Source organism: Anaerohalosphaeraceae bacterium (assembly GCA_037479115.1).
In the GTDB taxonomy this organism is placed as follows: domain Bacteria; phylum Planctomycetota; class Phycisphaerae; order Sedimentisphaerales; family Anaerohalosphaeraceae; genus JAHDQI01.
On the sequence record JBBFLK010000018.1, the window covers coordinates 13,466 to 34,628 of the forward strand.

Sequence of the window (21,163 nt, forward strand, 5' to 3'; positions counted from 1 at the left end):
TTTCAGGGGGTTTCCGCCAGCCAGTTTTGGGCCATGCGGGCAAAGACGGTCAGGTCGATGCGGCCGCCGTCCGTTTCCCAGCCGGCTTCGTATAGCCACTGTTCAGCCAGGCAGGACAGGTCTTCTATATCCACCCGTCCGCTGCCGGTAAAATCGCCGTACAGCCAGTCCCGCGTCAGGCGGTCGGCTTCAAGCGGACGCTTGGTGAATGAAGGGCCGGACCAGAAGACGGTCAGGTTCGGACTGCTGCGACAGAAATATTCAGCCCGAATCGGATGCAGACCGGCCTGGAGCAGAATAGAGCCGGCGGCCTCCTGCGGGCCGTGGACTCCGTCATTATCGACGACTTCGATGGAATGGACAAAGAGACGGCTTCCGTCGGTGCTGCTGACGGAAAAGGTGTACCAGCCGTCTTCGGGAACGTTCAGGTATCCTTCCAGCACCGCCCCAAAGGGAGGCGGGACCGACAGGGAGCTGAGATTGAAATCGCGGACGGCTCCTTTGGCCGCAGGGGACAGGGCGTCAAAGTCCGGCAGGAATGACCATGTGCCCGGATAGATTCGACAGGCCAGTCCCGGCCCGCGGGCGGCCGGCAAAACCGGCGTCATCGCCGGACGGATTTCGACAAACCCCAGTGCGGCGGACGCGGAGCTGCCCGGGGCCTGAGCAATCGTCAATCGGCCGTCTGAAACCCGCACCACCGCCTGATATTCGTCATAATCCCACAGGACGGCCCCATCCGGGTCTTCGAACAGGATTCCTTCGAGCAGGACGCTGTTGAGCCGCGGAATGTTGTTTTCAGGGAAGAGGTTTCTCGGGTCGCCCGGGTCGCCGCACATCAGGGTCACGTGATACCAGCCGTTCGGGAGGGCGATTTCCCAGAAACGACTTTCGGCGGCGGTTGTGAGGAAGGCATTGCGGCGAAAATCGGCATCGACCGGCACCAGGTAGGTTTCGCCTTCTTTGGTGGTGCGTGTCTGTCGCCAGAAGGCGTTGGCGGTGTTGTCGGCGTTCCATCCGTAGGTATATCCGTTTCCGCGGCTGGCGAATGCGGCACCGGTATCGGAGAGCATGCCTTTGACGTCCGGGGCGGACGCGGGCCGGAAGTTGATGCGAATGACCGGCGGTCCCATCCATTTTTCAAACCCGCCCGGGCCGGCTTTGGCCTTGACCATGGCCGGCACCTCGGCCGCAGGGTTCAGGACGTACGGGTACGGCGGGACAAAATCGTTTCCGCTGGCGACGGCCAGTCCCGTCATCGAATCGAGGATGCATCCGACGGCTTCAACCAGTCCGCCGGAGGTTTCGCAGTAGGCGTCTTTGCCCTGCTGAAAGTACAGGTTTTCCAGCCGCATTCGGGTCAGAGAGCGCGGCAGCATTCCGTAGCTGCGCAGGCCCAGCAGCCAGCAGTTAAAGACGTGCACATCCGCCCACTCGCCGGTTACATTCCGCTGGGTGGTGTTGTCAAACCAGCAGTGGTGGAAGGTGTAAGTGCCTATCGGACTTCCGCTGCTGGGGCCGTTGGCGATGGCGGTTTTGTTGTGATGACTGAAAATCGTCCAGGAAACCGTTACGTATCCGGAGGCATAGGTCATATCCAGCAGTCCGTCTCCGGCGCGGCTCAGATGACAATGGTCAATCCAGACGTGATGCGCATTCCGCAGGGCAATCGCGTCATAATCATTCAGCTTTCCGTCATAATCGCCCATCATATAAGAATCGCGGATTGTCAGGTTTTTGATGATGATGTTGCTGACGCCGTTGAGATTCAGTCCGTGGTTGATGAGGGCGGCGTCATTGCCGAGGCCGATGAGGGTTTTGCTGCTTTTGACGGTGACGGTTCCCGGCGTCGGGGAGACAATCGGCCCGGCAATCTGGATGATGTATTTGGCGGTTTGTCCGGCGTAATATTTCAGGTCGGCCAGCGTTGTAACGGTTACGACCGTGCCGCCTGCTCCGCCTGTGGTTCCGCCGGCCAGATATTGACTGCCCTGACCATCAAGGGCGGCAAAGCCGATGGGCCGGTCTGAAGCGAAGGCCGCGGCTGAAGCAGTCAGAAAAAGAAGGGTGAAAAAAAACCGCCGATTTTTTTGCTCTGTCATACCCGTTGTCCCAAAGAATCGTCCGTCACTTATAAGGGTTCAGAATACGGCCCCTTGCGGCATTATAATGATTCGGAAAATGGCGGGGAAGTCGGGCAGAGGTCTTTTGCTGATTTTTGCGCAATTTGTCTTTTTTTGATGCACAAAATAGTTGTCGGCGGGGACAGAGTGCCTTGATTTTTCCGGTTCTGAACGTTGTTGAAGGGCGAAGTTTGTGGTAGGATAAGCGGCCGATGTTCGAGTTGTTTTTGGAGAAGTAAAGATGCGGTATTGGCTGGGAATCTGGATGGCGTGCAGCGCAGCAGCTCTTTGGGCGGCGGAAAGTCCGCAGGCAAATTGTCTGGTTCTTCCGCTCTGGCAGGAAACCATCCCCGGGGCTCTGGGGTCGCAGGACAAGGACAAACCGATGCTGTATGTGTATCTGCCCAGCGAGGCATCCGCCCCGACGCCGGCTGTGGTGATTTGCCCGGGCGGCGGATACGTCCGACACGCCATGGACCACGAAGGCAGGGAAATCGCCGAACGGCTGCGGAAGGAAAACATCGCAGGAATTGTTCTGAAATACCGTCTGCCGGGCGACGGCTATCGGCATCCGATTCCGATTCTGGATGCGCGGCGGGCGATTCAGACGGTGCGGTTTCACGCCCGCGACTGGAATATCGATCCGGACCGAATCGGAATCCTGGGCTTTTCGGCGGGCGGTCATCTGGCCTCGACGGCTGGAACGTTTTTTGAAGACATTCCTCTGTCGTCCGCCGTCAAAGATGCCGTCGGCTCCGTATCCTATCGGCCGAATTTTCTGGTGCTGGTGTATCCGGTGATTTCGATGCAGGACGAATGGACGCATCAGGGCTCCCGGACCAATCTTCTCGGTCCTCAGCCGCCGAAGGAACTGGTTGAGCGGCTGTCCAACGAGCGGCAGATTACCAGGGATACGCCGCCGACCTTTTTAATCCATGCCGATGATGACAAAACGGTTCTGCCGGAAAACAGCATCCTGTTTTATCAGGGTCTGCGGAAAGCGGGTATTCCGGCGGAGCTGCATATTTACCGCAAAGGCGGGCACGGATTCGGGACGCGTCCGACGGCCGGTCCCGCGGCCGGCTGGCTGGAGGACTGTCTGAAGTGGATGAAGCAGATGGGATTTCTCCAGCCGGAACAGCCGGAATCGACGGCGGATAAGCCCGTTTCGTTTTTGATGCAGCAGACCAACGAATCGAGTATAGAATCCTGAACAGCCGGAATCGAGAAGAGAGGTGAATCATGAAGTCGAAGTTGTTTTTCTCTGTCGGACTGCTTTTGCTGGCAGGGGCCTGTCGGGCCCAGACGGAAATTCGTATTGCCGTTGTCAATCCCACCCAAATTCTTCGGGTCCAGGAGAGCATTGAGCTGGATTGGGCGGAGATTCAGAAACGCTCGGCGGACCTGAAGCCGGAAGAGACGGCGGTGCTGGAGGCATCAACACGGCAGCCGCTGCGCACACAGGTCCTGCAGATTGACGGCAGGACGTCCCTGCTTTTTCAGACGGATTTGCAGCCCGGACAAAAAAAAGAGTTTATTCTGCTCAAGCGTCCGGAAGGGATGACGGAGCCGGATTCGCCGGCCCGGACGTACTGCCGGTTTATTCCGGAGCGCAAGGACGACTTCGGATGGGAAAATGACAGGGCGGCGTATCGGATGTACGGCCCGGCGCTGGAGGATGAGACCATCACCAGCGGGATTGATGCCTGGGGCAAATGCGTGCCGTATCCGGTGATTGACAAGTTCATCCGCGATTACAATGAGAAGAAGATTTCCTATCACGAAGACCACGGTGAAGGCGGCGATTTTTACAAGGTTGGACCGACCCTCGGCTGCGGGGGCCTGGCTCCGTTTGTGGACGGCAAGGTCTGCCTGCCTCCCCGCAATTTTGTTCAGTGGAAGATTCTGGCCAACGGTCCGCTGCGTTCCGTCTTTGAGCTGACATATAAGGCGTGGCAGGCCGGTCCCTACACCGTCAGCGAAGTCAAGCGGATTTCGATTGACTTGGGCAGCAACTTAAGCCGCATCGAGTGCACCTACACCTGTCCGCAAACGGATACCCTGCCGCTGGCGGCGGGCATTGTCCTGCGGGAAACCAGTCAGCAGACCTGGAAGGCCCCGCAGAGCATTGCCTACTGGCTGCCGACGGATTTCATCAGCGGCCATATGGGCTGCGGAGTCCTCTTCGGCGCCGGCTGGGCGGCGGAGCCGACGGAGGCCGACGGACACCTTCTCCTGACGCTTTCCCACAAGCTCAGCAAGCCGGTTGTCTATTACGCCGGCTCCTGCTGGGATAAAAATGAAGAGTTTCGTACATTTGAAAAATGGCAGCAGTATCTGAAGACGTTCAAGCAGCGGCTGGACAATCCGGTCGCAGTGGAATGGCTGCCGTAACCTTAATTTCGTGAAAGGATGTTATGCAGGTACGTTATGTTCCGGACCCGGTGCGGTTTTGCCGGATGACGACGCAGGAGATTCGGGAGGCGTTTCTGATTGAAACGCTCTTTGCACCCGAGCGGATTGAGATGCTCTATTGCGATGTGGACCGTGTGATTGTCGGCTCGGCGGTGCCGGTCGGGGCGTCGCTGACGCTTTCGGCGGCTGAGCAGCTGCGGGCGGAGTATTTCTGCCAGCGGCGGGAGCTGGGCATTCTGAACATCGGCGGGGCCGGCCAGGTGGTTGTGGACGGCCGCTCGTTTCCGATGGCGAATCTGGATTGTCTGTATGTCGGACGCGGCAGCCGGCAGATTGAATTTGTCAGCGGCAATTCCGCGCAGCCGGCGCGTTTTTATCTGCTCAGCTACCCGGCCCACCGGGAGTATCCGACGACTCTGATTCCCAAGGCACAGGCCAACCCGGTTCATCTGGGCAGCATCGAGCAGGCCAACAAACGCACGATTTATCAGTGCATTCATCCCAAAGGCGTGCCGAGCTGTCAGCTGGTGATGGGCTTTACGGTTTTGGAGCCGGGCTGCGTGTGGAATACGATGCCGCCGCACACGCACGAGCGCCGGATGGAGGTGTATATGTATTTCCATATGCCGTCGAACGCCCGTGTGTTTCATCTGATGGGCAGACCCAGCGAGACCCGTCATATTGTTGTGGCGGAAGGGCAGGCGGTCATTTCGCCCAGCTGGTCGATTCATTCCGGCGTCGGCACGGCGGCTTATACCTTCTGCTGGGGCATGGGCGGCGAGAATCAGACCTTTGAAGATATGGATCACTTGACGATGGATGATATTCGGTAAGGAAGGAAGGCAGGACAGTATGATTCTGGACAAATTTAAATTGGACGGCAAAAAAGCGATTATCACCGGTTCGGCCCGCGGCCTCGGGCAGGCCATGGCCATTGCTCTGGCGGAGGCGGGGGCGGACATTGCACTGGTGGACATTCTGGATATGTCCGAAAGCAAGGCCCGCATCGAGCGGCTCGGACGCAAGTGCATCACCATCACGGCCGACCTGAGCAAAAAGGACTGTGTGGACGTGATTGTCAGGGAAACCGTCGAAAAGCTGGGCGGGATTGATATCCTTTTCAACAACGCCGGGATTATTCGGCGGGCTCCGCTGCTGGAGTTTTCCGAGAAGGACTGGGATGATGTGATGAACATCAACATCCGTACGCTGTTTTTCCTCAGCCAGGCGGTTGCCCGGGTGATGATTCAGCAGGGCCGCGGCGGCAAGATTGTCAACACGGCCTCGATGCTCAGTTTTCAGGGCGGGATTCTGGTGCCGTCTTATACGGCCTCCAAGAGCGCGGTAATGGGACTGACGCGGCTTTTGGCCTGCGAACTGGCCCCCTATAAAATCAACGTCAATGCGATTGCTCCGGGCTATATGGCCACCGACAATACAAAAGCCCTCCGCGAAAATCCCGAACGGAATAAGGCCATCCTCGACCGGATTCCGGCGGGCCGATGGGGCCAGCCGGAAGACCTGCAGGGGGTGGCGGTCTTTCTGGCCTCGGCGGCCTCGGATTATATGCACGGATACACGGTTGCCGTGGATGGCGGCTGGCTGGCGCGATAGGGAGGACAGAAATCATGGCAACTCTAAAACTGCGTCCTGCATTAGAATGCAAATACGATATCCTTTCTCTGGGGGAAGTGATGCTTCGGCTGGACCCGGGCGAAGAGCGGATTCATACCACGCGTACGTTTCGGGTCTGGGAGGGCGGCGGAGAATACAACGTCGCCCGCGGTCTTCGCCGCTGCTTCGGCAAGCGGGCGGCGGTTGTGACAGCCATTCCGGATAATCCCGTCGGGCGTCTTCTGGAGGATTTGCTGCTGCAGGGCGGCGTCAGTCTTGAATATGTCCGCTGGGTGCCGTTTGACGGCATCGGCCGCAAAACCCGCGTGGGCCTGAATTTTACGGAGCGCGGCTACGGGGTTCGGGCGGCGGTGGGCTGCTCGGACCGGGCCAACAGTGCGGCCTCGCAGATGAAAAAGGGCGATATTGATTGGGAGAAAATCTTCGGACGCGACGGGGTGCGGTGGTTTCATACCGGCGGCATTTTTGCAGGCCTTTCACCGACAACGCCCGATGTGATTCTGGAGGCGATGGAGGCCGCCCGCAAGTACGGCACGGTGATTTCCTACGATTTGAACTATCGGGCCTCGCTGTGGAAGGAATTCGGCGGCAAAGAGCGGGCCGTGGAGGTCAACCGCCGGATCGCCCCGTTCGTGGATGTGATGCTCGGCAACGAAGAGGACTTTTCGGCGGCGCTGGGTTTTGAAGTGGCCGGTCTGGATGCGGACTGCTCCAAACTCGACCCGTCGAATTTCAAGAAGATGATTGCCGAAGCCGTCAAGGTCTTTCCCAACTTCAAGGCCGTAGCCACGACACTTCGGAACGCCCGGACCGCTACGCGGAATGACTGGGGAGCGGTTCTGTACTATGACGGCAAATTTTACGATGCGACCCTGCGGGAGGATTTGGAAATCCTCGACCGCGTCGGCGGCGGCGACAGTTTCGCCTCCGGTCTGATTTACGGTCTGATGGAGGGCAAAAGCCCGCAGGAGGCGGTCGAGTACGGGGCGGCCCACGGGGCGCTGGCGATGACGACGCCGGGCGATACAACCACAGCGACGCTGGCGGAGGTGGAGCGGGTGATGAAGGGCAAATCCGCCCGCATCAGCCGCTGAGCCGCGGCGGTTTCTGTTTATGGAACAGTCTGTTTCGATTGCCGTTGGGACGGCCGGCTGGTCCTATCCGGACTGGGCGGGGATTGTCTATCCGAAAGGCTGCAAAGAAACACTGCGGTTTGTTTCAGGGCTGGTGGACTGCATCGAAATCAACAGCACGTTTTATCGTCCGCCGGAGAAAAAGACGACCTCCGTCTGGTGCAAGCAGGTGCAGGGACGAAAGGGGTTTTTCTTTACCGCCAAACTCCATCAGAAGTTTACCCACGAGGGACAAATCGATTCGGAATTGGTGCGGCAGTTTCGGGAGGGGTTGGCTCCGCTGCTGGAAGCAGGCCTGCTGCGCTGCCTTCTGATGCAGTTTCGATATGATTTCACTGCTTCGGATGACAATCGGCGCTATCTGGGAAATCTGATAGCGCAGTTCCGGGATATCTGCCCGATTGCCGTCGAAGTGCGGCATGCCTCCTGGCGGCAGCCCGCCTTTCTGCAGGAGCTGGAAGACAGCGGCGTAACGGTTTGTTCCATCGATTATCCGACGGGACCTGATTCGTTTGTTTTGGACGACCGAACCGTCGGTTCGGCGGGCTATATGCGTCTGCACGGGCGCAACGCCGCCGCCTGGTTTGCCAAGTCTACCCGCGATGAACGGTATGATTATTTGTATTCGCCGGATGAATTAAGGGAAATCGCTGCACGGATTCAGCGGCTGGCGGCCCATTGCCAAACCTATACGGTGATTGCCAATAATCATTACAAGGGAGCTGAACTGGCCAACGCCCTCGAATTGAAGTTTCTTCTGACTGGGTTAAGACAACACGTGCCGGACAGTCTGCTGGCCCGGTATCCTGCTCTGGCCCGGATTGCTCAGTCGGGGGGGTTGTTTGATTAACAGCGGATTATTTTTCCTTCGGCAGCGGTTTGGGCAGCACGGGCGAATAATTGGGTCTGGACCCTTTGTGCCAGGCCAGCGTCCAAAGCTGCTCGTGGACAAGGGTATCCACGTGCATATCCAGAAAAGCGACGTTGGTTTTTCGTCCGTGGCGGTTCAGGACAAATCGTCCGATGGCCCGTTCCGTGGTTCCGCTGGTCTGGTCGCCGGTATCATAGAAATTGGTAGTGCCGGAAATCGCATTGGCGGGCAGGGTATTGGTATTTTGCGGCCAGCCGTCCACCCAATTGGCATCGAGGAAAACGGGGGCCTCGCCGGCGGCTTTCACATCGTTTAAGCTGGCGTACGGGTAGTTCTGCATCGACGCCGGCACCCAGCGGTTGGCATCGCCGTAAAACCAGCCGTTAAAGCCGTAACTGCCGGTTTCATAGCGTTTATGCGACTGGGCCGAGTAATTCCACAGCCACGGGCGCATGGCAGTGCCCCACAGACTGGTTGAGCCGTTGTATTCATTTTCCACAGTTTTCAGCTGCGATGCCGTTTCCGGGCAGAGCCGGGCTTCGTCCACGTTTCCCATATTTTGTCCGATCGCATCCAGCCAGAGGACACTCGTTGTATTATCCGGATAGGGGAAGAATCGATTTTTGTTGTTGGTCAGGTACAGCTGCATGGCGGTCCCGAGTGTTTTCAGATTGTTTTTGTCGAGTGTCATTCGGGCCTGATATTTGGCCTTTTTTAAGGCCGGCAGCAGCACCGACAGCAAGATGGCGATAATGGCGATGACAACCAGCAGTTCGATTAACGTAAAAGCCCTGCGTTCTATCCGACTCGACCCCATTTTTTTGATTTCCATAAAAAACACTCCGTTCCCATTCTGCTTGTCCCCCTTTTATTTAATGTCCGTTTTTCCTTGTTTTTACAGGGAAAACGGCAAAAACTTCGAAAATCCGGAAAGAAACCGGTGAACAACGGACGAAAAATATCCATATACAACAATAATCGCGGGAAATATGGGACTATGTCTATACAGAATAGATAAGATATTGGCGAGTTTGTCAGGGATGTAATCGAAAGCTGACCAATTTCGTATTGTTTTTGAAGAAAAAGGATATAATGTTGGCTTCTTCAGACGTAGAATTTATGTTTCTTTTAAGCAGGGAGGAGCTTGAATGGATACCGTAATGACGGAATTAGAAAAACAGCAAATACAGCGGGAAGAAGAGATTTACCAGATTTCCACACTGGTGGCGGGGAACTTCCGCCTTCAGGAAGTGCTGGACCGTCTGGCGGAGGCGGCCGTGCGCGTCACCAACACGACGGCCTGTTCGATTCGGCTTTTGGATGAGGAAACAGGCGACCTGAAGATGCGCAGCACCTATGGTCTGAGCGAGGCCTATCGCAATAAAGGGCCGGTGACCAAAGATGACCCTGTGGTGAAAGAGGCCTTTGAAGGCAAGGCCGTCGTGCTGGATGATATGCGGGTGGACAGCCGGGTGCAGTACCGCGAGGCCACCATTCGTGAGGGGCTCATCAGCCAGCTGACGGTGGCGATGATATTCCGTGATAAACCCCTGGGGGTTTTGCGGCTTTACAGCCCGGAACCGAATCGGTTCGATGAAAATGCGATTCGTCTGGCCCGGCTGGTGGCGACCCAGTGCGCCGTGGCCATTACCAACGCCCGGCTGTATGCGGAGGCCCTCGAAGGGGCTCGGATGGCCGAGCAGATGCGTCTGGCGGCGGTCATCCAGCGTCGAATGATTCCCGAAAAAGCCCCCTGTATGAAGGGGCTGGATATTCAGGCGCGGTACCAGCCCTGCTATGAAATCGGCGGGGACTTGTATGATTTTCTGCAGCTGGATGACCATACGCTGATTGTCGGGATTGCCGACGTCATCGGCAAAGGGGTGCCGGCGGCGATTATGATGAGTATGTTCCGCGGGACGCTTCGGGCCTATGCAGACGGCGGTTACGGACGGCACAGCATGCAGGAAGTCATCGTCCGGCTGAATCGGGTGGCCTGCCGCGAATGCCGCGATGGAGAGTTTATCACCCTCTTTATGGCCCGGATCGATACGAAGGAAAATACCCTGACCTACTGCAACTGCGGGCATGAGCCGGGACTGCTTCGGCACGGCAAGGAGCTGCTCGAACTGGAGCAGGGCGGTCTGGTATTAGGGGTCTGGCCGGATGCCGAATATTCGATACAAACGATTCCCTTTGTGCAGGATGACCTGCTGATTCTCTACACCGACGGATTGATTGATGCGATGAATTTTGAAGGGGAAAGCTGGGGCAAAGAGCGGTTTTTTGAGGCCATCGGCAAGACCTGCACCCACAGTTCCGAGGCCTTTATTCGGTCGCTGATGACCTGGCGGCGTCGATTTGTCGGTCTGGCCAGCCAGACGGATGATACGAGCATTGTTGTCATTCGCCGGGATGATCAGGCCAACCCCCGCCCCGAAGACTGTCAGTGCGCAAGGGTCGATACAAAGTAAACCCTCTACCCGTCCCTTGAACTTGAAGGCGATTCTCAACAAAAAATAAGGGAATGGGTAGAAAGCGGGCATATAATAGATGTACCCTGTCTGTATTTATCTGTAAAATTTTTCGATTCCCTCTAAAAAATTCATAGAAAACAGGAGGAGTTGGAGCATTTAGTTTATAGAGCCGACCTGCGCAGTAGGACGGGCGAAAAAAGAAAAAAACTTGACATTTTTTTTTGAATGTCTACAATAAATGAATTAGAAACCGGTTTCTAATTTATTGAAAAAGGTTTCGGGCATCCTTGAAAATCACTGCAAAAACGATAAGGCCGGCGGCTATTGCTCTGTAGGGAGTACAGCCGAAAAGATAATAGACCCGAAAAAGGAGATTATTATGAGGCGGAAGACCGGTTTTACACTCATTGAGCTTCTGGTTGTGATTGCCATTATTGGCCTTTTGCTTTCGATTTTAATTCCCTCGCTTGCTAAAGTCAAAGCGATTGCCTGGGAGGTTTTCTGCAAGAACAATCTCAAGCAATATGCCGTGGTCGGAAAGATGTATTTGAATGATTATGCCGATACATTCCCGAACGCCTGGAACTCGATTTACCGCTCGGTGGATGAAAACAATCATCCGCGAATGTGCCAGTGGCACGATGCAGTCCGAAATCCGGACCGCAGACCGGATTTGGCCGGCCGGCTGTATCCCTATTTCGGCTCCTGGAGCGATATCCATGTCTGCCCGACGTTTGAGCGTTTTGCCATGGCGTATGGTCCTGAGCACTACGGCAGCTGCAATCCGTCGATTATTCCGATTCAGCCGCAGTTCGGCTACAGTATGAATGCCTTTCTGGGCGGCTTTGAACCGTCGCTGGCGGCGGAAAACCACCGGCTGGTTATCAAGTTGAGCCAGGTTGTCTCGCCTGCTACCGTTTTCTTCTTCTCAGAAGAAAACTGCTGGTTTATCTATCGAAACAACCAAATGGTTCGGTATGGGGCGGTCTTCAACGACAATGCCTTGTGCGGAGCCCCGCTTCATCCCCAGGACCCGGCGGCGTGGACCTATACAACGATTCCGGACCCGGATGTCAATCGGTTTTACGATTGTTTTGCCAGTTTTCACAAAACCACGCTTCAGAAGCGCAACGATGGGTTGGCCAACACAGTTTTCCTGGACGGTCATGTGGATTTTGTCAGCTATAAAGATACCTACAAATATGCCCGTCCGATGAAGCAGCAGCCCAGACTGCGGTAAGTCCATTTCTGTTTTCAAAGCTTTGTTCATTTCCGGCAGAGGTTCTGCGGAAGCAGAACCTCTTTACCTTTTTGTTTCAGAATGATATAGTTGTCGCATTCAAAACGGACAGAGTGTGTCGGATATGCAGACTTCCTGGGTCATTACAATTGACGGTCCGGCCGGTGCGGGCAAGAGCACTATTGCGCGAATGCTCGCGGAGCGGCTGGGAGCGGTGTTTCTGGATACAGGGGCTATGTATCGGGCCCTCACGGCGGCGGCCATGGATAAAGGCGTCGATTTGGAGGATGTTGAATCGCTGCTGAAGGTGTTCGAGACTACTCGTTTCCAGTTCGAACACGACGGGCAGGTGCTTCGGGTGCTGGTGGACGGGCAGGACTATACGCAGCGGATTCGTTCGCCGGAGGTTACGGAAAAGGTTCGCTATGCGGCCTGCCAGCCGGCCGTCCGGAGCCGGCTGGTTCAGATGCAGCAGGATTTTGCCCGCCGTTTTCCCAAAGTGGTTACGGAAGGGCGGGATCAGGGTACGGTGGTTTTTCCGCACGCGAAATGGAAGTTCTTTCTCGATGCGGATGCCGCGGAACGGGCCCGACGGCGCCAGAAAGATTTGGCCCAAAGCGGAACATACGTGAGTCTGGAAGAACTGAAAGAGCAGATTGAGAATCGGGATGCTTCAGACCGAAACCGTTCCGTAGGCCCCTTGACGGCGGCAGCGGATGCCGTTGTCATTGATACCACCCCTCTGACGGCGCAGGAAGTTGTGGAAAAGATTCTTCAGATTGTAGGAAGCGGCGATGGCGGAAGCTGATATCCTGGACAGCTGGGGCGGACGTTTGTGGCGCAGAATCGCTCAGTTTCTTACCGTGAGCGTTTCTTCGCTATTGTATCGCGTTCGAGTCTTCGGCAAAGAGAATGTGCCAGCGGAAGGCCCCATTTTGGTCCTGTGCAATCATCAGAGTTTTCTGGACCCGATGTTCAGCCAATCCTGGGTTCGGCGTCCGTTTTTGTTTGTGGCTCGGGAAACGCTCTTCCGCGGATTCTTCGGCCGGCTGATTTATTCGCTGGGCGCGATTCCTATTCGACAGGGTCAGGCGGATATCCGCTCAATCCGTACCGTGATTGAGTCCTTAAAAAAGGGCCGGGCGATTTGTCTGTATCCGGAGGGCAGCCGCACATATGACGGACGAATAGCGGTGATTAAGCCGGGTTTCGGGCTTATCAGTCGGCGGGCTCGGGCCCCGATTGTGCCGATGGTGATTGACGGGGCGTTTGAATGCTGGCCGCGGACACAAAAACGGCCCCGGCTGACGGGCCGTGTCGGCGTGCTGTACGGCAAACCGATTTCTCCCGAACACGTGGAACAGGCGGGCGATGAGGCCTTTGCGGAGGAGCTGACCGCTCTGCTTCGTCAGATGCACAATGAACTTCGAGCCAAAATGGGCCGGCCGCCTTTGGATTATTCCACGCCGGTGCCCACCGATTGGTAAGGAATCCCGATGAAGGTCCTCCTGGCGGAAAAATGCGGGTTTTGCCCCGGTGTTCGAAATGCCATCAAGCTGGCCCAGAAGACCCTGGCGGAAGAAAAAGAGGTCTATTGTCTGGGGCCGATTATCCACAATGAAGACGTCGTGCGGCGGCTTTCGGAGGCAGGTCTGAAGACCGTTTCCTCCATCGATGAAGTCCATTCCGGGACGGTTTTAATCCGTTCCCACGGGGCGACGCTGGAGGAACTGGACAAAATCAAGCGAAAAGGTCTGAAAATTGTCGATGCCACGTGCGTGCTTGTCAAACGGGTCCAGCAGATAGCCCGGACATTAAATGAAGAGGGGTATCGTGCTATCATCGTTGGAGACAAAAATCATCCGGAAGTAAAGGCCGTTGTGGGTTCTGCGCCGGATGTCCGGGTTGTCGCCGGGCCGAATGATTTGGATAACTTAAGTACCAATGAGAGGTTAGGCCTGATTTGCCAAACCACGCAGAGCCCGGATTATTTTGCAGAGACGGCAGCGGCGATTCTCAAGAAGGGCTTTTCGGAACTAAAGATTATTAATACACTATGTCGGGAAACTATGGCCCGTCAGGAGGCAGCCGTCAAACTGTGTCGGCAGGTGGATGTGATGTTTGTGCTGGGGGGGCTGCATAGCGCCAACACGAAAAAACTGGCCGAACTGTGCAAAAAGCACAATCCGCAAACGTTTCATTTGCAAAACTGGCAGGAACTTGATAAAAGAATACTTTCCGGAAAACGGACCGCAGGCGTTACCGCCGGAGCTTCGACTCCGGACTGGGTCATCGAAGACTTTGTCAGACATCTGCAGGAATACTCTCCGGAAGAACCGGCTCTTTGAGAAGGTGCAAAGACCGTCGGCTGTGTGGGCCGGCGGCAAGGAATAAATTAACCCGGGATGCAGAAAGCCCGGCGGCGTACATGTGGGGCGCCGTCGGTGCGGTTTGAACAGACTCCACAAGAGACGGATTTTTTATGGTAGACAGAAACATTATCAGCAAGCTCGGTCTGACGGCCGAGGAACTCGAAAAACAAGTCAGTGAAATCTTTACGGATGAGCATGACAAGCTGCTCGGCGAGGTTCTGGATAAGAATGTGGAAGCCCTCGTTCCGGGCACGATTGTCAAAGGGCGGATTATCACCCAGCTGGGCAATGATGTGATTGTCGAGCTGGGCTTAAAGAGCGAAGGCATTGTGGATGCTTCGGAATTTGATGACCCGTCTGAAATTCAGCCGGGCAGGGAAATCGAGGTGCTTCTGGAGGAAGTGGATGCCGAGGGGTCGATTCTGCTGTCCAAGCGGAAGGCCGATCGGATTCGCGGCTGGGAGCATGTGATTACACATCACAAAGAGGGCGATATCGTCAAGGGAGTTGTCAGCCGCCGCATCAAGGGCGGTCTGCTGGTGGATATCGGCGTGCCGGTCTTCCTGCCCGCTTCGCAGGTGGACATCCGCAAGCCCGGCGACATCAGCCGGTTTATCGGGCAGGAAATTGAGTGCAAGATTCTCAAGATTGATACGGAAAACCACAATATTGTCGTGTCCCGCCGGAAGATTATTGAAGAGAATCGGCAGGCCAACAAAGAAAAACTGCTGGCGGAACTGGAAGTCGGCCAGCTCCGCAAGGGCGTGGTCAAGAACATCGCCGATTTCGGCGTCTTTATCGACTTGGGCGGTCTGGACGGCCTGCTGCATATTTCGGATATGAGCTGGGGCCGCATCTCTCATCCGTCCGAAATGGTGCAGATGGACCAGGAAATCGAGTGCGTGGTCATCGGCATCGACCGGCAGGCCGAAAAGGTTTCGCTGGGACTGAAGCAGAAGACCCCCAGCCCGTGGGAAACGGTCGCTCAGCGGTATCCGGTCGGCAGCCGGGTAAAGGGCACGGTGGTCAATATTATGAATTACGGGGCCTTTGTGCGGCTGGAAGAAGGCGTTGAGGGCCTCATTCACATCAGCGAGATGAGCTGGACCAAGCGGATTGCCCATCCGGCGGATATCCTGCAGGTCGGCCAGGAAGTCGAGGTGGCCGTGCTGGACATCAACAAGGAAAAGCAGGAGATTTCGCTGGGCTTAAAGCAGCTGGAAACCAACCCGTGGTCGATTGCCGGCCAGAAATATCCGGTCGGGACGATTGTGACCACGAAGGTGACCAGTCTGACCAACTACGGGGCCTTTGTGGAAATCGAGCCGGGCATTGACGGGCTGATTCATATTTCCGACCTGAGCTGGACGAAGAAGTACAACCACCCCGGCGAGTGCCTCCAGAAGGGCCAGGAAGTCAAGTGCGTGGTGCTCGAAATGGATGAAGAGAAGCACCGCATTTCGCTGGGCATCAAGCAGCTGACGGAAGACCCGTGGGTTCGGGCGATTCCGGAAAAGTATATTCCGGGACAGATTGTCCGCGGTGTGGTGACCAAGCTGACCAACTTCGGCGTCTTTGTGGAGCTGGAGCCGGATTTGGAGGGGCTGCTTCATATTTCCGAGCTGTCCGACGAGAAGGTCGAGTCTCCGCAGGATGTCGTCAAGATCGGCGATGTGCTGGAGGTGAAGATTCTTCGGGTGGATACGGAAGCCCGCAAGATCGGCCTTTCGCTGCGTCGGGTCCGCTGGGCGGCGGAAGACCAGGCGGCCTCTGCCGGCGGCGAAGAGAAGAAATCCTCCTCGGAAGGCAAGCCGGAAACCCCGACTCGCCGAGGCGGTCTGGACGGCACGCTGATGCCCGGACCGATGAAGATTTCGTCGGAAAACAGGCCGGAAAACGCCTGATGGCTTGCTGGATTGTCTGCTGACATTCAAGCGCCGCGTTCGAACGAGAGCGCGGCGTTTTTTTTGGGTCTCGGGCGAGATTTTCAGCGGCAAACGATCATTTGGAAGGATATGGAACAGACCATTTCGACAGCGGGTTGGGTGATGTTGGCGTTTTGCGGCTTGCTGGTCGGGCTGTCCAAGACGGCGCTGCCGGGTGCAGGGATTCTGGCGGTGCCGCTGGCGGCGATGGCGGTGCCCGCGCGGGCTTCGGTCGGTCTGCTGCTGCCGCTGCTGATTTTTGCCGATTTGTTTGCGGCGGCATATTACCGCCGACAGGCCCAGTGGTCTTGTCTGCTGCGGCTGCTGCCGGCGGCGCTGCTGGGCATTGCGGCGGGGTTTGTCCTGATGCAGCGTCTGGATGACCGCCGGCTGGCGCCGCTGATTGGGCTTGTGGTTCTCGCGATGCTGGTGCTGAAGGCCCGCGGCTTTTCTTCCAACGGCGACAGGCCGCCGTCCGGACGTCTGTTTGCGTATGCGATGGGCTTTGCCGCGGGGGTGACGACGCTTCTGGCCAATGCGGCGGGCCCTGTGATGACGCTGTATCTGCTTTCGATGAAGCTGGACAAGGACAAGTTCGTCGGCACCTCCGCCTGGTTCTTCTTTGTGGTTAACTGGGTGAAGGTGCCGTTTCTGCATCATCTGGGGCTGATTACGCCGCAGTCCCTGCTGGCGGATGTGTACGTTTTTCCCGTTGTTGCACTCGGGGCGGTCGGGGGCATCATCCTGCTGCGGCATATTCCGCAGCGGCTGTTTGAACTCCTCACGGTGGTGCTGGCCGCCGCGGCGGCCGTCAAACTGCTTTTCTGACTTCGAGATACCGAGCTGCTAACAAGCAGAAAGCGAAAGTCAGGAAAAAGAAGAAATGGCTGTCCGAGCCTGCGAGGGAATCAGCTCCGGGCGCAAGCCTGGGGAGAAGGGACAACGCATCGATCTCTTTCCCACACCCTTGCGGGTGCGGCTATCCCATAGCGCCCGCTGCGCGGGCTCAAAAATCCGCTTGCCGTCATTCCCCGGCCTGCCGTCATTCCCCGGCCTGTCGTCATTCCCCGGTCTGTCGTCATTCCCCAGTCTGTCGTCATTCCCCAGTCTGTCGTCATTCCCGCGAAGGCGGGAATCCAGGGTTTTTTATCGATCTTTTCCCCACGGGCTGGCGCCTGTGGTTATCGTACAGCGCCCGCTGCGCGGGCTCAAAAATCCGCTTGCCGTCATTCCCCGGCCTGTCGTCATTCCCCGGCCTGTCGTCATTCCCCGGTCTGTCGTCATTCCCCGGTCTGTCGTCATTCCCCGGCCTGTCGTCATTCCCCAGTCTGTCGTCATTCCCGCGAAGGCGGGAATCCAGGGTTTTTTATCGATCTTTTCCCCACACCCTTGCGGGTGCGGCTATCCCATAGCGCCCGCTGCGCGGGTTCAAAAATCCGCTTGTCATTCCCCGGCCTGTCGTCATTCCCCAGTCTGTCGTCATTCCCCGGTCTGTCGTCATTCCCGCGAAGGCGGGAATCCAGGGTTTTTTATCGATCTTTTCCCCTCGCCATGGCGGGCGAGGCTTTCATTCTGCTGTCTTTGAATTATTCTTTCTCCGCAAGGACAGTCACGGGTCCCAGAAGCCCGGAGGGCTCCAGCCGCCAGTCGCGCCGGACGGTAATGTTGGTTTTGGTGCGGCGCTGGTCAGGCGGCAGGTCCCGGTCGCCGATGAGCCGATTGCGCCAGGAGTTGACCACTTCCACTTCGAGCACATTGACGCCGTTTTTCAGCACGGAGGTGATATCCGCCTGAAACGGCGGTGTCCAGAGAATCCCCAGCTCTTTGCCGTTGAGCGTCACTTTGGCGATGCCGACATCTTCCACGCGTCCGAGGTCCAGCCGATATTCCCGGCCGGGCTGAAGGGGCTTTTCGAGCTGGAAGCTTTTCTTATAGACCGCCGCCCCGGAGTAGAAACGCACGCCTTCCTGCTCGTGCTGGCTCCAGTCGAGCAGGTCGGGAAAGACGATTTCCTCCGGGCCGCCCCAATTGGGGTCAAAAGAAACCAGCCAGGGGCCGGTGAGAGTCTGGACAGTCAAATACTCCTTATAATTGGCTGCAGGAGCCGACTGCGCAGCCGCCGACGGCTGAAATACAACAAAGATGGAACCGTACGGGCCGAAGCGCAGCGGCACCTCGATGCGTCCGTCCGTCTGCCGGAAGGCGGCGGGTCTGACCTGTCCGCTGACAGGGTCCCACAGCTGCGGTGTTTTGCCGCTGATTCGGAAACGGCAGTCGGCCGTCACGACAGCTTCCGTCTGGTTGGAGACAAAATACACATCTGCATCCTCGCGGGTATAGTGAATGTAGTCCAGCTGCACATTGGAGTCGGCACTGGAAAATTCGAAGTCGGGACGAATGCGGTCTTCGAGCAGGACCTGGCGTGCGGTCTTGCCCCAGATGAGCCGGCCGGTGCCGATGGTGCGCTGACCGGCAGGCGGGGTCACTTCGCCCCACAGCTGATCGGTCAGCTGCTCGAAACGCTGCCGGGCCGACAGTCCGCCGACCAGGGAAACCATCCGTTCCGGACGCTCACAGAGGACCGTTGCCCCCTGACGAAGCAGTTCGTTGACTTTTTCGAGGGCCTCAAGCGAAAGGACTTTGTGATCAGGCATGACCAGCAGATGATAAGAGATGCCGCCAGGAACGACGATTTTGCCGGAGCGGACTTTCAGTTTGGCCAGAATGACTTCATCCGTGATGTCATAGTCGAATCCGGGCAGGACTTTGGCCGGGTCGTCTTCCTTGAGCCGGGCGATGTTGGGCACATGATCGCCGTAATAATACAGCACATCCGCCACAAATCTGCCTTTGCGGAGCATATATTGGCAGCGGTTGATGTACTGCATAAAGGGGATGGAATGATGCCACCAGGTCACCTGCGGGTTGACGTGGGTGCCCGCAAAATACTCTTGTCCGGGAATGCCCATCTCTTTGGGCGAGCAGGTGAAGGTGTGGAAGAAAATCTGATTCAGTCCGGCGCAGAACTCGTGGTCCATGGCGGGTTTCATCGTCTTCCAGAGCACATCGTTCCAGTGGCGTCCGATGGTGGTAAAGGACTCGGCGGCGACGATTTCTTTGCCGTAAATGTGCGCGGCGGCGGCCGCCTGCTTGACGAAGAAACGCACTTCCGGTGTGGGACGATGGGGGGAGGGCGACCAGAACTCGGACATGACGATATCGCTCTTGCCGTAATTTTTGATGCCGTCAATCGGGCCTGCGTGCGGACCGGCGGATTCGGGCTGAATCTGGAGATTGTGTTTGTGGGCTAATTCCGCAAAAACCGCATAGTGATTGTCGGCTACACAGTCGCCCAGCGTCTTGCGGAAGTCGGCCAGGAAGGCGTTGGACACTTGGCGGCTTTCGATAATCTTGCCGGCGATGACGGGAAGATACGGAATGGGGTCGTAGCCGCGGTATTTTTTGAAGTCTTCGGCAAAACGGTCCGACCAGTTCATTCCGCCGCATTCCCAGCTGTCGGTCTCCAGCTGCTTAAGGACGGTGCCTTTGAGGGGGCCTGCGGCTTCCAATAACGGCTCCACCACCTCGTTCCAGTAGCGTTCAAAAGCGCTGCGGCTGAGGTAATCGATTACCATGCCCTGCCAGCCGCCGCTGGAGGTGGAGACGCGGGCATCGGTGGGCGTATAGCCGAAACGCAGCACCGTCCAGGTGCCGGCGGGTACGGTCCACGTGAGCGTGCCGTCGGCCGACAGATGGTCTGTCAGGTTGAGGATGTCCTGCAGAGAGGCGTCTTCTTCCCCTTCCACAGAAGGAATATCATCCAGCAGGAACCGGCAGTCCGGAGCGGACATCCCCAATTCATCGTGCATAATTTTCAGCTGCAGATTCTGAATGCCCGGGCGGGAGATGGTTCCGGTGATGGGTTTTTTGTTTTCATCGAGCCAATGCAGTTCGGCCACCTGGACATTGCGAGGCCGGTCGGGATGCCGCAGGTCATAGGCCTCTTCAAAAAGGATGCGGAAGACAGTGCCGGTTTGTTTTCCGAATTCGATTGTTTTTGTTTTGCCGTCTTCGATGGAGACGGCCTCAAGCGGAGGATTTTCATCAATTTGGATGCGGACTCTTTTGGGACCGTAGCCGGGCCGGCCCAGGATTTGTGCACCGGTGATGACAATGGGTTTTTCAAAGGTAAACTGAAGCCACTGGGGCTTTTCAGCGGAGGGCCCTTGTCCGGGTTCGGTGCCGCCGCTGACCCAGAAGGTATCCGGATTGCCGTCAAAGACGAGGGCGGCGGGATAATCCTGCTGAGCAGAACTGCTTTGGACCGTCCAATGGATGTCGGAGGGCTTGTGCTGCTTCAAAGGAAAAGCCAGCACAGCAATGTCCCGATACCAATTCCGGTTTTCGGGCATCGGCAGTTTCTGTTTGTACTGCTGCGGGCCCTCAATCTGCACTTCGGACCAGGTCAGGTGTTTGGCGGCAAAATCGGCCGTTACATTGGGACCGCCCAGATTCCAGCCGCTCTGGATAGACAGTCCCAATTCCAGCCCGAGCCGCTGGGCCTCCCGGAGGGCGTGTTGGTACAGTTTGACCCACTCCGGACTTCCAAAGAGCGGCCCGGCAGGGACCTGGGCATTGCCCCGCTGTTCAGCGCCTCCGGCATCAAAAATCATTGCCCCGCTGAATCCCTTGGCTTTCATCTCCTCCAGGTCGCGGGTGATGGCCTCGGCGGTGACGTTGCTGTTCAGCCACCACCACCAGCATCGCACTCCCGCCCAGGCGGGAGGATTTTGAAACTCCTGTTCAGACAAGACGGCAAATGTCGGCCCAACAAGTGTGCACAGCAGAAGCCAGCAAACGAGGCACCGCATATCTCTTCCCTTTCTTCCGGATGAACAAAAAAAGATTTTCTATCTTATATCATAATGCCAAACGGTATCCAGAATTATTTGACTGAAAAACGGGCATGATT

Annotated in this window: 17 protein-coding genes; 13 read left to right on the forward strand and 4 right to left on the reverse strand. The window is 56.8% G+C overall.

From position 1 onward, the window contains the following. Positions 1 to 2: 2 nt before the first annotated feature. Positions 3 to 2,102, reverse strand: coding sequence for a PA14 domain-containing protein (locus WHS88_09205; GenBank protein MEJ5260352.1), 2,100 nt, complete (start codon positions 2,100 to 2,102; stop codon positions 3 to 5). Between the two features lie 262 nt (positions 2,103 to 2,364). Between WHS88_09205 and WHS88_09210 the strand changes: the two genes are divergently transcribed. Genes WHS88_09210 through WHS88_09235 form a run of 6 tightly spaced genes read left to right on the forward strand, consistent with a single transcriptional unit; the run spans position 2,365 to position 8,156 of the window. Then, the gene (locus WHS88_09210) at positions 2,365 to 3,336 is read left to right on the forward strand and encodes an alpha/beta hydrolase (GenBank protein ID MEJ5260353.1); all 972 of its coding nucleotides are present in this window, start codon (positions 2,365 to 2,367) and stop codon (positions 3,334 to 3,336) included. 29 nt (positions 3,337 to 3,365) lie between these two features. Continuing rightward, positions 3,366 to 4,517, forward strand: a complete 1,152-nt coding sequence (locus WHS88_09215; GenBank protein MEJ5260354.1) for a DUF4861 family protein — start codon at positions 3,366 to 3,368, stop codon at positions 4,515 to 4,517. A gap of 23 nt (positions 4,518 to 4,540) precedes the next feature. Then, the gene (kduI, locus tag WHS88_09220; protein ID MEJ5260355.1) at positions 4,541 to 5,371 is read left to right on the forward strand and encodes a 5-dehydro-4-deoxy-D-glucuronate isomerase; all 831 of its coding nucleotides are present in this window, start codon (positions 4,541 to 4,543) and stop codon (positions 5,369 to 5,371) included. A gap of 19 nt (positions 5,372 to 5,390) precedes the next feature. Continuing rightward, on the forward strand, positions 5,391 to 6,152 hold the full coding sequence (kduD, locus tag WHS88_09225) for a 2-dehydro-3-deoxy-D-gluconate 5-dehydrogenase KduD (protein ID MEJ5260356.1): 762 nt from the start codon (positions 5,391 to 5,393) through the stop codon (positions 6,150 to 6,152). 14 nt (positions 6,153 to 6,166) lie between these two features. Then, entirely contained in the window at positions 6,167 to 7,267 is a 1,101-nt protein-coding gene (locus WHS88_09230) for a sugar kinase (GenBank protein ID MEJ5260357.1), read from the forward strand. A 19-nt stretch (positions 7,268 to 7,286) separates the two neighbouring features. Further along, entirely contained in the window at positions 7,287 to 8,156 is an 870-nt protein-coding gene (locus tag WHS88_09235) for a DUF72 domain-containing protein (GenBank protein MEJ5260358.1), read from the forward strand. Positions 8,157 to 8,163: 7 nt separating this feature from the next. Here WHS88_09235 and WHS88_09240 read toward each other — a convergent pair whose 3' ends face one another. After that, on the reverse strand, positions 8,164 to 9,009 hold the full coding sequence (locus WHS88_09240) for a type II secretion system protein (GenBank protein MEJ5260359.1): 846 nt from the start codon (positions 9,007 to 9,009) through the stop codon (positions 8,164 to 8,166). 316 nt (positions 9,010 to 9,325) lie between these two features. On the opposite strand from WHS88_09240, the gene WHS88_09245 reads away from it, so the two are divergent. From WHS88_09245 to WHS88_09275, 7 genes are all read left to right on the forward strand, one after another. Next, positions 9,326 to 10,651, forward strand: coding sequence for a GAF domain-containing SpoIIE family protein phosphatase (locus WHS88_09245; GenBank protein ID MEJ5260360.1), 1,326 nt, complete (start codon positions 9,326 to 9,328; stop codon positions 10,649 to 10,651). Between the two features lie 382 nt (positions 10,652 to 11,033). Beyond that, positions 11,034 to 11,894 (forward strand): prepilin-type N-terminal cleavage/methylation domain-containing protein, encoded by an 861-nt coding sequence (locus WHS88_09250; protein MEJ5260361.1) that lies wholly within the window; start codon positions 11,034 to 11,036, stop codon positions 11,892 to 11,894. 124 nt (positions 11,895 to 12,018) lie between these two features. Then, positions 12,019 to 12,702, forward strand: coding sequence for a (d)CMP kinase (cmk, locus tag WHS88_09255; protein MEJ5260362.1), 684 nt, complete (start codon positions 12,019 to 12,021; stop codon positions 12,700 to 12,702). Then, positions 12,689 to 13,381: a lysophospholipid acyltransferase family protein gene (locus WHS88_09260; protein MEJ5260363.1), complete on the forward strand. Its 693-nt coding sequence runs from the start codon at positions 12,689 to 12,691 to the stop codon at positions 13,379 to 13,381. Before cmk ends, WHS88_09260 begins: the two co-directional genes overlap by 14 nt. 9 nt (positions 13,382 to 13,390) lie before the next feature. Then, entirely contained in the window at positions 13,391 to 14,242 is an 852-nt protein-coding gene (gene ispH / locus WHS88_09265) for a 4-hydroxy-3-methylbut-2-enyl diphosphate reductase (protein ID MEJ5260364.1), read from the forward strand. A 134-nt stretch (positions 14,243 to 14,376) separates the two neighbouring features. Beyond that, positions 14,377 to 16,170 carry a 30S ribosomal protein S1 gene (locus WHS88_09270; protein MEJ5260365.1) on the forward strand — a complete coding sequence of 598 codons (1,794 nt, stop codon included), beginning with the start codon at positions 14,377 to 14,379 and terminating at the stop codon, positions 16,168 to 16,170. Positions 16,171 to 16,281: 111 nt separating this feature from the next. Beyond that, entirely contained in the window at positions 16,282 to 17,019 is a 738-nt protein-coding gene (locus WHS88_09275; GenBank protein ID MEJ5260366.1) for a sulfite exporter TauE/SafE family protein, read from the forward strand. Between the two features lie 318 nt (positions 17,020 to 17,337). Here WHS88_09275 and WHS88_09280 read toward each other — a convergent pair whose 3' ends face one another. Together WHS88_09280 and WHS88_09285 are read right to left on the reverse strand one after the other, a co-directional pair. Beyond that, a complete protein-coding gene (locus WHS88_09280; GenBank protein MEJ5260367.1) occupies positions 17,338 to 17,529 on the reverse strand; it encodes a hypothetical protein in 192 nt (63 codons plus the stop codon). A gap of 248 nt (positions 17,530 to 17,777) precedes the next feature. Further along, complete coding sequence (locus WHS88_09285) at positions 17,778 to 21,062, reverse strand: glycosyl hydrolase (protein ID MEJ5260368.1); 3,285 nt, start codon at positions 21,060 to 21,062, stop codon at positions 17,778 to 17,780. Between the last annotated feature and the right edge of the window lie 101 nt (positions 21,063 to 21,163).

Coding starts and splice junctions, on each gene's coding strand:
- WHS88_09205 (MEJ5260352.1), bottom strand. CDS start 2,102: ATGACAGAGCAAAAAAATCGGCGGTTTTTTTTCACCCTTCTTTTTCTG.
- WHS88_09210 (MEJ5260353.1), top strand. CDS start 2,365: ATGCGGTATTGGCTGGGAATCTGGATGGCGTGCAGCGCAGCAGCTCTT.
- WHS88_09215 (MEJ5260354.1), top strand. CDS start 3,366: ATGAAGTCGAAGTTGTTTTTCTCTGTCGGACTGCTTTTGCTGGCAGGG.
- kduI (MEJ5260355.1), top strand. CDS start 4,541: ATGCAGGTACGTTATGTTCCGGACCCGGTGCGGTTTTGCCGGATGACG.
- kduD (MEJ5260356.1), top strand. CDS start 5,391: ATGATTCTGGACAAATTTAAATTGGACGGCAAAAAAGCGATTATCACC.
- WHS88_09230 (MEJ5260357.1), top strand. CDS start 6,167: ATGGCAACTCTAAAACTGCGTCCTGCATTAGAATGCAAATACGATATC.
- WHS88_09235 (MEJ5260358.1), top strand. CDS start 7,287: ATGGAACAGTCTGTTTCGATTGCCGTTGGGACGGCCGGCTGGTCCTAT.
- WHS88_09240 (MEJ5260359.1), bottom strand. CDS start 9,009: ATGGAAATCAAAAAAATGGGGTCGAGTCGGATAGAACGCAGGGCTTTT.
- WHS88_09245 (MEJ5260360.1), top strand. CDS start 9,326: ATGGATACCGTAATGACGGAATTAGAAAAACAGCAAATACAGCGGGAA.
- WHS88_09250 (MEJ5260361.1), top strand. CDS start 11,034: ATGAGGCGGAAGACCGGTTTTACACTCATTGAGCTTCTGGTTGTGATT.
- cmk (MEJ5260362.1), top strand. CDS start 12,019: ATGCAGACTTCCTGGGTCATTACAATTGACGGTCCGGCCGGTGCGGGC.
- WHS88_09260 (MEJ5260363.1), top strand. CDS start 12,689: ATGGCGGAAGCTGATATCCTGGACAGCTGGGGCGGACGTTTGTGGCGC.
- ispH (MEJ5260364.1), top strand. CDS start 13,391: ATGAAGGTCCTCCTGGCGGAAAAATGCGGGTTTTGCCCCGGTGTTCGA.
- WHS88_09270 (MEJ5260365.1), top strand. CDS start 14,377: ATGGTAGACAGAAACATTATCAGCAAGCTCGGTCTGACGGCCGAGGAA.
- WHS88_09275 (MEJ5260366.1), top strand. CDS start 16,282: ATGGAACAGACCATTTCGACAGCGGGTTGGGTGATGTTGGCGTTTTGC.
- WHS88_09280 (MEJ5260367.1), bottom strand. CDS start 17,529: ATGACGACAGACTGGGGAATGACGACAGGCCGGGGAATGACGACAGAC.
- WHS88_09285 (MEJ5260368.1), bottom strand. CDS start 21,062: ATGCGGTGCCTCGTTTGCTGGCTTCTGCTGTGCACACTTGTTGGGCCG.